This is a genomic window from Campylobacter concisus, from assembly GCF_003048575.1.
Taxonomy (GTDB): domain Bacteria; phylum Campylobacterota; class Campylobacteria; order Campylobacterales; family Campylobacteraceae; genus Campylobacter_A; species Campylobacter_A concisus_U.
This window is the reverse complement of record NZ_PIRZ01000003.1, coordinates 171,178-183,898: the sequence shown is the minus strand read 5'-3', so window position 1 is coordinate 183,898 and position 12,721 is coordinate 171,178. Positions and strand designations below refer to the sequence as shown.

Genomic DNA, 12,721 nt, shown 5'->3' with positions numbered 1-12,721 from the left:
TTATGCCTAAATTTCACCTTTTTACTATTTTTTTAACACCACTTGGCTAAAATTTGGCACTCATAAAAGGAAATTTATGCTTTTTGTTGAACTTTTTATAATTGGTATCGGCGTTGGATATATCGCTGGCTTTTTTGGCATCGGGGGCGGCACAGTCGTTGTTCCTATAATGGTCGCCTTTGGATATGACATAAAAACTGCTATTGGCATAAGCGTTATGCAAATGATATTTAGTGCGACTTTTGGCTCGTATCTAAACTACAAAGCTGGACTTTTAAAGCTAAACCGCGGCGTATTTTTGGGACTTGGGGGTCTTGTGGGAGCAAGTTTTAGTGGTATCATAGTATCGCACGCGCCTGCACTCTTACTTGAGTCTATGCTTCTAGCAACATTTGTCTTTTCGCTTATAAAACTATACTTCTCACCAAACAGCGACGGCTCAAATGCGAATAATTCGCTCTTTTTGCTATTTTTAGTTGGTGTTTTTGTTGGTGTTTTTGCCATTAGTATCGGCATCGGCGGAGGCGTCTTTATCGCGCCGATCTTGGTTGGCTTTTTACGTTATGAGCTGAAAAAAGCCGTTTCTATGGGCGTATTTTTCGTTATGTTTGCGGCCATCGCTGGCTTCATCTCACTCTCACTAAATGGTCATATCTCATACGTTGAGGGCGCATTTTTAGGTCTTGGCTCGCTAATAGGCGCATACTTTGGTACCAAAAAAACGCAAAATACCGACAAAAAAACACTTAAAAAATGGTTTTTGGTCTTTTACATAGCGATGATATGTTTGATATTAAAAGATATGTTTTTTGAGTAAGAGCATGGCTAAATTTGCCACGCTCTTTTTTAAATTTCCTCAAAAAAGTAGGCTTCGCTTAATTTAAAAGCAAGCTTATCTAGTTCGTCTTTACTTAAATTTACGCTCTTTGCGATATCTTTTAAACTAGCTTTGCCATCAAATTTTAAGGCGATTTTGATCTCTTCATGGCTTAAGCTTAGCTTGCCATTTAGCTCATTTGCCAAAGAGATAACTGGTGAGCTAGCATTTAAAAAATACTTAAGATACGCAGCAGCTCTAGGCTTTAGTTTGGTTTTACTAGGCTCATAAGCGAGTGCTACAAGCTTTGATGAAGAGATTTTTGTATTTGCGTCATTTAAAATTTCAAGCAGTCCCACAAAAGCTTCATTTGCATTCTCGCCAAGTGTCGCCTTTACTTCACTTAAATTTAAGCTTTGTGGATAGCTTTTGCTTAAAATTTCTTGCGTTTTTGTCCTTGGCTGCTCGCTAAAATATGAAAAATAAATTCTATCGAGCTCGCTCTCTCCAAGTACCGCATCAAAGTCCTCAGCACCGCCAAGCCTCTCCTTGTGAGCGATGAGGCTTTTTCTAAATGATCTATTAAATAAAAAATCGTTTAGTTGCTCTTTTTTGATGCGAGGGTTGTAATTTTGCTCGATATGTGCGTCAAAGCGGTAAATTCCAGTTGAGCTTGCAAAGATATCATTTAGCGAAGCGTCTATGACGTAGCAAAGTCCATGCTTATCGATATGTTTAGCAAATTTATGAAAGTAAGTTGGCTCATTGCTAGCCTCCAAAAAATCATGCAATATATAATAATCATTGCCCTTTGCGATGATACCTTGTAAGAAATTTAGCTGTGTTAAAAGAAGTTTCATACTATCTTTGTATACGACATCGCTTTGGTTTTGCAAGCTAAATTTCAAATAATCCTGTAAAAAATTTAACTCGCTTTTTACGCGAGCAAGTGCTTCTTTGCTGTCGTTGCCTGAGCTTACAAAAAGCATAAAATCTCTTAAAATATCAAGGCTCTTCCAACCTGGATAGGTATTATACGAAACATAAGCGATGCCATCCTTGCTAAGTAGTGCCTTAATCGTGGCAAGCATCGCATCTCTTACATTTGGGCTCACCCAGCTATAAACACCATGAGCGATAATATAGTCAAATTTCCCAAGCTCTTTTATATCGCTTTCGTTCATGTGCAAAAAATTTCTCTCAAGCAGAGTAAAATTTTCTAAACCTATCTGCTTTGCTACCTTGTTACCTTCAGCCACTTGATGGCTTGAGATATCGATACCAACGACTTTTGCGTTTTTATGTGAAATGGCAAATGGCAAGATATTGCCACCGTATGATGAGCCAAGCTCAAGCACCCTAGCCTCTTTTAGGCTAGCTGCTTTAAGCCCCAGAAATTTAGCAACCGCTTCTATCCTAACTGGCGAGCAGTCACTAAATGCGGCTGAGAAGTAAGGAATTTCATCGTAAGCTTTTTTCGCTTTGTTCATCAACCGTGCTTTCTTGCAAATTCTCTCATAAACTCGCCAAGTTTATCAACGTCACTTTGGCTAACAGCATTATAGATAGACGCTCTAATGCCACCAAGATGTCTATGACCTTTTAGCCCTATCATGCCCTCTTTTAGCGCCTCTTCTACAAAAATCGGCTCAAGAGCGTGATCTTTTGGGATAGTAAAACTAACATTCATATCTGATCTACTTCCGGTCTTTGCGTGTCCCATGTAAAAGCCGTTTGAGCTATCGATGATGTCATAAAGCGTACTTGCTTTTTTGGCATTTATCTTCTCAACCTCAGCAAGTCCGCCAAGATCAAGCAAATACTGCATGGTTAAGTTTAAAAGATAAATTCCAAATGTTGGCGGTGTATTATAAAGTGAGCTGGCATCTGCGTGCGTTTTGTAGCGTAAAAACATAGGGACGTTTTGGCTACTTACACGCTCTATCAGATCTTTTCTAATAATAACGATCGTAACGCCACTTGGACCTGCATTTTTCTGAGCACCGCCGTAAAGTAGGCCAATGCTACTAAAATCAAGCGGTCTAGCGAAAAAGTCGCTCGAAGCATCGACAACAAGTGGAGATTTTGTCTTTGGCATAGCCCCATACTGCGTGCCATAAATCGTATTATTTGAGCAGATGTAGGCGTAATCGGCGTCATCACTAAATTTCACATCAGGGATGTAAGAGAAATTTTCATCCTCGCTGCTTGCGACGACATCTACATTTACGCCAAGCACTTTTGCCTCTTTGATGGCTTTGTTTGTCCAAACGCCGGTGTTTGCGTACTCGGCCCTGCCGCCTTGGTATAAATTCATCGGTATCATGCTAAATTGCAAGTGTGCGCCACCTTGCAAGAATAAAATTTCATACTCATCGCCGATCTTATAGAGCTTTCTTATCTTATCCATCGCACCAAAGTGGATCTCCTCAAAGGTCTTGCTTCTGTGGCTGATCTCCATGATAGAGTAGCCCTCGCCTCTATAGTCGGTAAATTCGACCTTTGCGTGCTCTAAAACGTCTAGTGGTATCGCGCTTGGACCTGCGCTAAAGTTGATTTTTCTACTCATTTTTACTCCTTAATTATTGCTTTTTTATGTGTATTTTGCGAGATAAGCTCTATCTCATCGTCTATTTTTAAATCCCTAAGATCAACTCTCTTGCCGTCTTTTCTAACCTCGATAAGCCCCTTCGTGCTCTCAAAAAAGAGCTCTCTCATCTCATAAGCCTTCTCTAGCGAGCCAAGGGCCGAGCCAAGAAGCAAGATCTTTCTTTGCACGGCATTTACTAGAGCGTTTTGCTTGTTTGCTACCTCGCTAAATTTTAGCTCGATCCTAGCTTTTAGGGCGTTTGATGAAAATTTAGAAAGAAGAACATTTAGCAAATTTTGCTTTTTGGTGATCTTTAAGCTTAAAGCGCTATCAAGATCATCGCTGAGCCTGTCAAGATACTGAAAAAATGCCTCTTCATCAGGCAACAGATCAAGCATAGCTGCACTTGGCGTAAGCGATCTGCGGTCTGCTACAAAGTCGCTTATAACGTAGTCGATCTCGTGTCCGATAGCGCTTATGACTGGCGTCTTTGTAGCATAAATTTCACGAGCTAAGCCCTCGTCGTTAAAGCACCAAAGATCCTCTTTGCTGCCACCTCCTCTAGCTAAAACAATCACATCTACGCCGTATTTATCGGCTCTGCGCAAGGCTTTTATAAGCGAGCTTGAGGCATTTTCACCTTGAGTTAAAGCATCAAAAATATAAATTTCGCTTAATTTCCAACGGCTCGTCACGACCTTTAACATATCCTGAAGCGCCGCCGAAGTAGCGCTTGTGACAAGGGCTATTTTTTTAGGTAAATTTGGTATCTCTTTTTTTGCGCCGATATCAAAAAGACCCTCATTTTCGAGCTTTTCTTTAAGCTGCCTAAACGCAAGCTCAAGCTCGCCCTCGCCATCAGGCAGCATCGCACTTGCCACTAGCTGATAGGACCCACTTGGCGAGTAAATAGTCACTTTGCCATAAATTTTTACTTTTAACCCATCTTTTGGCAGGAATTTCACTTTTTGGTTGTTCATGCGATACATCACAGCTGAGATGCTTGACTTTTCGTCCTTTAGCGTGAAGTACCAGTGTCCAGAGGCGTGCTTAGTAAGGCGCGAAATTTCGCCACTTACCTCGACATAGTCAAGTGTGGCTTCAAGCAGTGCCTTTGCTTTTTCGTTTAGCTCAGAAACACTAAGCATTGATTTCTCTTACCTTTTTAGCGATAAATAGCGTCGAGATATCCATACTAAAGCCCTTGCAAAGCTCTATCTCAAAACCAGCTTCGACTAGCTCATCACAAAAGCTCTTAGCATCCAAGAAATTTTCGATCGAGCTTGGCAGATATTCGTATGCCTCTTTGTTTTTTGAGATAAAGCCACCAATTTTTGGCAAAATTTTACTTAGGTAAAAATCTCTTAGCGAGGTTATAAGGCCCTTTTTCTGACGTTTTGTAAATTCAAGTACGACTACGTAGCCATTTAGAGCAAGCACTCTGTTAAACTCTCTAAGCGCAGCCTTTCGCTCGACCACGTTTCTGATGCCATAGCTTATGCTTAGAATTTGAGCCTCTCCACTTGCAAGCGTCGTGTTGTCAGCATAGGCCTCTATAAATTTAAAATTTGGAAATTTTGCCTTCGCCTCTTTTAGCATACCACTTGAGGGATCGATGCCAGTAAGGCTTTTCACCTCAACGCCAAATTCTTTTGAAATTTCACTCCAAAGCCCCATCATATCGCCAGTACCGCAAGCTACATCTACGATATTTATGCTTTTATTTTTAAAAATTTCTAGCATATATCTGCAGGCAAATTTCCTCCAACTCACGTCCACACCAAGACTTAGCACTCTGTTTGCGACGTCATAAGTCGGAGCGATCTGGTTAAACATATCAACGATTTTTTCTTGTTTTTGCATAAATTTGCCCTTTTATATGTAGTAAATTTTTAAATTTCTTGAAATTTTACGAGTTGCTTTTATAAATTTAAGACGCTTTTTTAGTATCTCTTCTCTACTTTTATAAATTTGCTTGTAAATTTTACTCTCAAGCCTCTCTTTATCTGGCATTTCTGGAAGTCTTTTAAGGATACCGAGCCAGACGTCATAGTCTTGAAGATTGCCAAAAATTTCTTGCATCTGCTTTAGCTTCTCTTCATACTTTTTAAGCCCTTCAAAATAGAAAATTTCACATAAAAACTCGTATGTATATCTCATCTTTTTAAGCTCTATCCTAAGATCATGAAAGCTCTCATTTGGGCAGTCTTGATTAAGGCTTTTTAGCCTTTTTTGAGCTAAAACTAAAAGCGTTCTAAGCTTGAATGAACCAAGGCGCGAAAGGCTTACATCAAAGAGTTTTGACTTATAAAATTCACCCTCATTTAAAAATATCTCCCACTCTTTTAAAAATGCGTAGTTTTCTTCATCGCCAAGGTAGCTTTTTACATTTTCATACTCTAAATCTAGAGCCTTTTTCACAAAATATATAGGCTCATTTGCATGTTTTTGCTCATTTAAAAAGCTTAAAAATACATCCAAATCTCGCTTTTTGTTTGTCGAGTTTGCAAGCATTTTAAAATTCTCACCAAAAAAAAGTGTCACTTTCTCATCAAAAACGCCACTAAAAATTTTAAGGATCGATCTAACCTTTCTTAAATTTACGCGAAGCTCATGCAAGACCTCTTCATCTTTATCTATCAAATACTGGCTTTTTAGCCTTTTTATTACTTTAAAAATACTAACAAAAAGGACTCTTAGCGCCTCACCACTTTTTAGATTTGCAGCAAAATTTGGCAGAATTTCTTTTTCTTTTATGATCTTATAGGCTTTTTTGTAGTCGATTTGCTCATTTTCATTAGCATGGATGGCAAGAAATTTGTTCTTATATCTTTTATCGCAAGTTACATCACTTAGGCAAAAATTTTCTAAAAACGGTGGTAGTTTGAAAAAGACGGCTTCATTTTCATCACTAAATTCGATTTCAAATGTACAAAGCCCGTTTAGTTCATTTTTAAAAATATCGATATTGCAAGGATTGTTATTTAGTTTAAAAATATATCTATCTTTTAAGATGACGCTACCGATGCGGTTTTTAAGAGCCTTTTTAAACTCCACTTTTTCGCAAAATTCTTCATTTTCTTCTCTGATTAGATCTTTGCCTATCTTTACAGTTTTTATAAATTTATCCTCTTCACTTCGAAAGCGGATCTCTTCATTTTGCGTTATCTTGGTATAAAATTGAGAAATTTCAAGATGCTTAAAGACTACTCCAGCTTCTTTTAAAAAATCTAGAATTTGAGAATTTTTGAGTAAAAATTTACGCTCTATCTCCAAACTCACATTTTTCTCCAAAATTTTTTGTTCATTTTAGCAAGTTAGTGCTTAAAACAATGAGAAAAATGCTAAATTTAGGCTTATTTTAAAAGTATTTTTATAAGAAAAAAGATGGAATTTATGCTGCTAAATAGCAACATAAATTTTATTTACAGTGTTTACAGCTTTTTACGCTAGCTACGATATTTAGACGTTCTATTATATTTCCAATCTTCTTTTCTAGTGCCTCTTGATATTTGCCAAGCTCAGCATCATCGTAGCTCACGTCCTCGACGCTTCCACAGCTTTCACAGACAACATGAATATGTGGATATTCGTAGATGTCGTATCTAGCCTTTTGATTGACGATATTTACTTCGACTACGAGACCTTCGTCTTTTAAAGTATTTAAATTTTTATAAACCGTTGCTAGAGAAACCGATGGACTCTCTTTTAAAATTTCATCATAAAGCTCATCAATCGTTGGATGCGTGTGGCGATCAAGAATTCTTAAAACGCTAAGGCGCTGTGGCGTGACTTTTAGCCCAGATTGCTTTAATAATGATACGTATTGCATAATACTTTTCCTTGTTTTTATTTTGGCTTATGCTAGCAAAAATAATATTAAACGTTACTTTATTAAATGATATTAATTATTTTCTAGTAAATTTTTGGTAATCTGCTCGGCACTTATACCAAGATGTTTTTCAACCTCGGCGGTTGAACCATGGGGGATAAATTTATCTTCATACTCAAAGCTAATGACGCTTATATTTGAAATTTTATTTTCTTGTAAAAATGCACTTACTATCTCACCAATACCGCCTCTTTTAGCACTATCGCTAAAGATGTACCATTTTTTAGTGCGTTTTGTAAGATCCAGTAAAAGCTCACTATCAAGCGGCTTTGCAAAAACTAGATCAACCAATATCACATCAAGCTTGTCAGCTAGTAAAATTCTGACCAAATTTGCTCTGCCAACGCCGTTACCGTAGCCTAAAAATACAATATCACTCTTTGCGTCAGCTAAAATTTCACCCTTGCCAAACTCAAGCGGCTGAGCTTCAAACTCATCTCTTAAGATAAACGCTCCGCGCGGATATCTAAATGCGCTAACACCCTTGTAAGAGTAGGCAAATTCCATAACATTTTTCATACTCTCTTCGCATCTTGGGGCAAAAAGAACCATATTTGGCACAGCGTTTAAAAAGCTAATATCAAAGGCGCCCTGATGCGTTTCGCCATCTTCGCCCACAATGCCAGCCCTATCCATCGCAAATGTGATGTTTAAATTTAAAATAGAAGCGTCATGAATGACCTGATCATAGGCTCTTTGCATGAATGTCGAGTATATCGCGACAAATGGTTTAAAGCCCTCTTTTGCCATGGCTGACATTGAGGTGACTGCGTGCTGCTCAGCTATCGCCACATCCCAAAAACGATCTGGAAATTCTTGTATCAAAGCGTCCATGCCAGTGCCTGTTGGCATCGCAGCCGTCACACCAACGATATCGTTGTGCTCTCTTGCCATTTTTAATAGCTGCTCGCTAAAGATCGCCGTGGCTGACTTATTCGACTGTCTTTTAATAAATTCGCCACTTTTTAGATCAAATGGCCCAACTCCGTGCCAATTTTCGTAGCACCCCTCAGCAAATTCATACCCTTTGCCCTTTAGTGTCTGCACGTGCACTATGACTGGTTTTTTCATATTTTTGGCAGTTTCAAATGTACTAAGAAGTGCGCCTAAGTCGTGTCCATCAACTGGCCCAATGTACTCAAGCCCAAGCTCTTCAAAAAACATACCAGGAGTAATGAGTCTAATGCCCTCTTCGATACGCCTAGCCATATATGCAGCTGAATCTGGCATATAACTTAGAAATTTCTCAACCCTACCCTTAAATTTTTGATAAAACTGCCCCGCCATCATCTGGCTGAGATACTTGCTAAGTGCGCCTATTGGCTTGCTTATACTCATCTCGTTATCGTTTAGGATGATGACGCAAGGATATTTTCTATCGCCCAGTTCATTTAGCGCCTCGTACGCCATGCCGCCACTTAGCGAGCCGTCACCTATGACAGCCACTGGGATACGATCTTCATTTTTAAGTTTTATCGCCTTTGCTGCACCTACTGCGAGCGATATAGATGTAGAGCTATGCCCTGCTACAAAGTAGTCAAATTTACTCTCGCTTGGCTTTGTATAGCCACTGATGCCATTAAATTTTCTAAGCGTATCAAAGCTCTCCCAGCGTCCAGTTAGTAGCTTATGTGCGTAGCTTTGGTGGCTTACATCGAAGATAAATGGATCTTTTGTCACATCAAAAATTTTATGCATCGCTACAATGATCTCAACTGCACCGATATTTGAGCTAAGGTGACCGCCATTTTTGCTAACGGTGGCTAAAATTTTATCCCTGATGTCATGACAAAGCGCGTTTAGTTCATCAACATCTAAACTTTTAACGTCTTTATTCATTATTTACCAGCATTTTTAGTTTTTCTAGCCTTGTTTGCATAGTCGCATCGATATTGCCACCATCACTTATAATAACCACACCGCCTTTGCTTATAGCATCATCAGCGCTTATTTTGACGTGCTCATTCTTGCTAAATTGCTCTTTTATATATTCGCTATCTTCGGGATTTACGCGAATTTCTATATTTTTGACATTACTTAGCTCTTTTATAAGCGAGCTTGCTAGATGATGAGCGATCTGATTTGAAGAGGTTGAAATTTCTTTATCGATTACTTCTTTTGCGATTTTTATAGCAGTTTGCCCAAGCTCTTCTTCGATCTTCTTTAAAAACTCATCAAATTTAACATACTGCTCATCTAGCTTTGCAGCTGAAGCGCTAAATCTAGCCTCTAACTCATTTATCCTTGCTTCATTTGCTGCATTTGCCTGGGCGATACCCTCATTTTTACCATCTTCTTTTGCACGAGAAATTTCAGCCTCAAGGCGTTTAGCAAATTCGCTCTCTTGGTTTTCTATTTGCATTTGAAGTTTGATGATGTTGCTGCTTAGCTCATCTGTTTTTTTAAGCAGTTCTTCGACAAAGCTTGACTCGCCTGCTTGCTGTATTTGTGGACTTTGAGCCTGAGAAGCAAAGTGGTTTTGTGAGTTTGTCTGCGTTTGGTGGCTAGCTTGAGGAATGAAATTTTCACCCTTTTGCCCAAAATTTTGCTCGCTTAACTCTTCACTAAGATTATTTTCTTCTATCAATACAGGAGCACTATCTGCAGCTCGCTCTCCAACTCCAAGTACTTTAAATCTGTAATTTTCTATAAAGTGAGCTGGAGAAGTTTCACTGGTTATTACGCTGCTTTTCATTCTATCATCTCATCTGCTTCGCCGACTTGGAACACACCTTGATCAGCTAGAGTTTGTACTGTCTCTACTATGCGTCTTTGAGCCTCTTCAACATCTTTTACACGCACCGCACCAAGATATTGCATCTCCTCTTTAAAGGCTTCTGCTGCACGCTGAGACATATTTGATAAAAATTTATCCTTGATACCATCGCTTGAGCCTTTAAATGCGACCATAAGGTCTTTTTTATCGACATTTTTAAGGATTTCTCTAATCGCAGTTGCATTAAGATTGATAATATCTTCAAATGTAAACATAAGCTCTTTAATCGTTGTTGCAAGTTTATCATCACTTTGTTCAATGCGTTCGATCGTGCTTTTGCTAGCTTTTTGTCCAAGTCTATTAAGCACTTCTGCCACAGCTCTTGGACCGCCAACTTCGACTTTGTATGATGTAAGACTTTCAAGCTTGCCCTCAAGCACGGTTGAAACACGCTTAATTACAGATGGGCTAATATCACCAAGATTTGCCATTCTAATAACGACTTCACTTCTTAGCTCATCTGAGAAAAAGCTAAGCGTTTCAGCAGCGCTCGTTGAGTCCATGTGAGCTAGTATTAGCGCGATGGTTTGAGGGTGTTCTTTTATGATAAAGTCTGCCAGCTGTTGTGGTTTTATCTTATCAAGATAGCCAAAGCTTTTTGAGTTCTCCATACTTTTTGCAAGCTTGTCTAAAATTTTCTGAGCTGCCTCTGGACCAAATGTGCGGTAAAGAATTTCTTTTGCGTACTCTAAACCGCCACTTCTCATATATTGATTTGACTGCATTAGCGCGTAAAATTCTTCTAGCACAGCACTTGCGACTTGTTTGTCTATGTTTTTTGCGGTTGCGATATAGCCTGAAATTTCAGTGATGACATCAACATCCATGTGAGAAAATATAAGAGCAGTTGCCTCTTCGCCAAGCTGGATCAGCAAAATAGCAATCTTTTCAGGCATCGATAGATCATCATAAATCATTTTTTGCTTGTCATTTAGCTTTATTGACATCAAATTTCCTTACGCATATTAAAGTCGCTGTCATTTTTTACCATATCTTGAAGCAGCATTGCTATCTCTTCATTTCTTTCTGTGATGACCGCTCTCATTTTCTCAAGTAAAACATCGTATTTTAATTCATCTTCATTAAACTCGCCACTAAGTCCTAGTTGCTCTTCGACCTTTTTGCGAGCAGCTTTAAATTTCTCAAGCGTATCTTCAGCATCTACCTCAATATCTTCAAGACCATCTTGAACTTGCTCCTCTTCTTCTTTTGTCTCTTCAAGCATCTTTTGCATAAATGGCACAATGACTTTTTTGTAGAAGATGTAGAGCAACAATGCTGCAAAAATATATTTTAATAGCGGCATAAATGGCACTACATAGTTATTCACAAAGCCATCCATCTTCTCACTAGTGCTTATATCTTTGCCGGTTTTAAACTCAAAGTTATCTAAGCTTACTTCATCGCCCCTATTTTGGTTATAGCCGATTGATTGTTTGATTAAATTTGTGATTGACTCTCTTTGCTCTTTGGTAAGTGGGGCAAATTCAAGCTCGCCAGTTGGCTTGCCGTCGCTATCTTTTTTACTCTGATAAAGTCCGTCTATAACGACAGCCGCACTCACTCTATTTATGCTAGCAAACTGTCCTTTGATGCTTGTTACTTTCTTTGAAATTTCATAGTTTGTCTGCTGCGAGCTTTTGTTGTATTGCTCTTTTAAAGTGCTATCATCGAGACCTTGAACAGGGCCGATATTGCTAACCGCACCAGGGACACCACCTACTTCATTTGGTGCTGAGCCTTGGCGTTTTTCCTCGATATTGCTTTCACTTCTTACGACGTTATTTGGGTCATAAACTTCACTTTTTGTATCTTTTTTGTCAAAGTCAAAGTCGATATTTACCTTTGCTACGACCTTATCTGCTCCGCCCACAATAGGAGCTAACACATTTACGATCTTTTGCTCGTAATTATTTTCAAACTCACGTTTATAGCGTATCTGCTGAGCTATAGCGTCACTATCAAACTCACCATCTTCATCGCCAAGTGCGACTCCGTCTTGATTTACGATTTTTACATTTTCTGTGCTTAAGTTTGTAATAGAGGCAGCAACTAGGTTTTTAATGCCAAAAATTTGCTTCGCATTTAAACTAACGCCTGGCTTTAGCTCAACGACGATAGAAGCGGTTGGCAGTGCTTGTCTTTCAGTAAAGACGCTCTCTTTAGGGATAGCGATACGAACAGTCGCTTTTTGGATAGAAGAAAGACTCTCGATCGTTCTAGCTAGCTCACCCTCAAGCGCTCTTTGAAATTTTACTCTCTGCTCGGCATCAGTCGCACCAAATTCTTGCTTATCAAAAATTTCAAAGCCGATTTTGCTCTCTTTTGGTATTCCAAGCGTTGCAACAGCGATACGCTCTTTATAGACATCACTCGTTGGCACAAGGATAGTGCCTTCGTTTGCTAATTTATATTTAATTCCATCTTTGTTTAGCTGATCAAGTATTAAGGCAGAATCGTTTGGGCTAATGTTTTCAAAAAGGACGCTGTAACCTGCAAAATTTTCATTTTTGCTTTTATAAAGTGTTAAAAATACCAAAAATGCCACGACCAAGACGATCGAGCTAGCTGCAATGATTTTTTGCTTTAATGAAAGCTTTTGATAAATTTGACTTATTTGATGAAGTAATGCTTTAAAATCCATAT

Annotated in this window: 11 protein-coding genes; 1 reads left to right on the top strand and 10 read right to left on the bottom strand. The window is 38.8% G+C overall.

Annotated features, from left to right (window positions below; translation table 11 throughout):
- Positions 1-76 precede the first annotated feature (76 nt).
- Complete coding sequence (locus tag CVS84_RS05090; RefSeq protein ID WP_107691427.1) at positions 77-817, top strand: sulfite exporter TauE/SafE family protein; 741 nt, start codon at positions 77-79, stop codon at positions 815-817.
- Between the two features lie 29 nt (positions 818-846).
- Here CVS84_RS05090 and CVS84_RS05085 read toward each other — a convergent pair whose 3' ends face one another.
- The 10 genes from CVS84_RS05085 to fliF all read right to left on the bottom strand — a co-directional run bounded on the left by CVS84_RS05085 (position 847) and on the right by fliF (position 12,719).
- The gene (locus tag CVS84_RS05085; protein ID WP_107691426.1) at positions 847-2,307 is read right to left on the bottom strand and encodes a class I SAM-dependent methyltransferase; all 1,461 of its coding nucleotides are present in this window, start codon (positions 2,305-2,307) and stop codon (positions 847-849) included.
- Positions 2,307-3,386, bottom strand: coding sequence for a phosphoserine transaminase (gene serC, locus CVS84_RS05080; protein WP_107691425.1), 1,080 nt, complete (start codon positions 3,384-3,386; stop codon positions 2,307-2,309). The genes CVS84_RS05085 and serC overlap by 1 nt, the downstream gene beginning before the upstream one ends.
- Positions 3,387-3,388: 2 nt before the next feature.
- Positions 3,389-4,555 (bottom strand): exodeoxyribonuclease VII large subunit, encoded by a 1,167-nt coding sequence (xseA, locus tag CVS84_RS05075; protein WP_107691424.1) that lies wholly within the window; start codon positions 4,553-4,555, stop codon positions 3,389-3,391.
- Positions 4,548-5,270: a bifunctional demethylmenaquinone methyltransferase/2-methoxy-6-polyprenyl-1,4-benzoquinol methylase UbiE gene (gene ubiE / locus CVS84_RS05070; protein ID WP_103618784.1), complete on the bottom strand. Its 723-nt coding sequence runs from the start codon at positions 5,268-5,270 to the stop codon at positions 4,548-4,550. Before ubiE ends, xseA begins: the two co-directional genes overlap by 8 nt.
- Before the next feature lie 12 nt (positions 5,271-5,282).
- Entirely contained in the window at positions 5,283-6,689 is a 1,407-nt protein-coding gene (locus CVS84_RS05065) for a CHAD domain-containing protein (RefSeq protein WP_234411903.1), read from the bottom strand.
- A 139-nt stretch (positions 6,690-6,828) separates the two neighbouring features.
- Positions 6,829-7,239: a Fur family transcriptional regulator gene (locus CVS84_RS05060; protein ID WP_054197019.1), complete on the bottom strand. Its 411-nt coding sequence runs from the start codon at positions 7,237-7,239 to the stop codon at positions 6,829-6,831.
- A 72-nt stretch (positions 7,240-7,311) separates the two neighbouring features.
- Positions 7,312-9,138 carry a 1-deoxy-D-xylulose-5-phosphate synthase gene (gene dxs, locus CVS84_RS05055; protein ID WP_107691423.1) on the bottom strand — a complete coding sequence of 609 codons (1,827 nt, stop codon included), beginning with the start codon at positions 9,136-9,138 and terminating at the stop codon, positions 7,312-7,314.
- A complete protein-coding gene (gene fliH, locus CVS84_RS05050; RefSeq protein WP_107691422.1) occupies positions 9,131-9,994 on the bottom strand; it encodes a flagellar assembly protein FliH in 864 nt (287 codons plus the stop codon). Before fliH ends, dxs begins: the two co-directional genes overlap by 8 nt.
- Positions 9,991-11,022, bottom strand: a complete 1,032-nt coding sequence (gene fliG, locus CVS84_RS05045) for a flagellar motor switch protein FliG (RefSeq protein ID WP_021091747.1) — start codon at positions 11,020-11,022, stop codon at positions 9,991-9,993. Before fliG ends, fliH begins: the two co-directional genes overlap by 4 nt.
- The gene (gene fliF / locus CVS84_RS05040) at positions 11,022-12,719 is read right to left on the bottom strand and encodes a flagellar basal-body MS-ring/collar protein FliF (RefSeq protein WP_107691421.1); all 1,698 of its coding nucleotides are present in this window, start codon (positions 12,717-12,719) and stop codon (positions 11,022-11,024) included. The genes fliG and fliF overlap by 1 nt, the downstream gene beginning before the upstream one ends.
- Between the last annotated feature and the right edge of the window lie 2 nt (positions 12,720-12,721).

Coding starts and splice junctions, on each gene's coding strand:
- CVS84_RS05090 (WP_107691427.1), top strand. CDS start 77: ATGCTTTTTGTTGAACTTTTTATAATTGGTATCGGCGTTGGATATATC.
- CVS84_RS05085 (WP_107691426.1), bottom strand. CDS start 2,307: ATGAACAAAGCGAAAAAAGCTTACGATGAAATTCCTTACTTCTCAGCC.
- serC (WP_107691425.1), bottom strand. CDS start 3,386: ATGAGTAGAAAAATCAACTTTAGCGCAGGTCCAAGCGCGATACCACTA.
- xseA (WP_107691424.1), bottom strand. CDS start 4,555: ATGCTTAGTGTTTCTGAGCTAAACGAAAAAGCAAAGGCACTGCTTGAA.
- ubiE (WP_103618784.1), bottom strand. CDS start 5,270: ATGCAAAAACAAGAAAAAATCGTTGATATGTTTAACCAGATCGCTCCG.
- CVS84_RS05060 (WP_054197019.1), bottom strand. CDS start 7,239: ATGCAATACGTATCATTATTAAAGCAATCTGGGCTAAAAGTCACGCCA.
- dxs (WP_107691423.1), bottom strand. CDS start 9,138: ATGAATAAAGACGTTAAAAGTTTAGATGTTGATGAACTAAACGCGCTT.
- fliH (WP_107691422.1), bottom strand. CDS start 9,994: ATGAAAAGCAGCGTAATAACCAGTGAAACTTCTCCAGCTCACTTTATA.
- fliG (WP_021091747.1), bottom strand. CDS start 11,022: ATGTCAATAAAGCTAAATGACAAGCAAAAAATGATTTATGATGATCTA.
- fliF (WP_107691421.1), bottom strand. CDS start 12,719: ATGGATTTTAAAGCATTACTTCATCAAATAAGTCAAATTTATCAAAAG.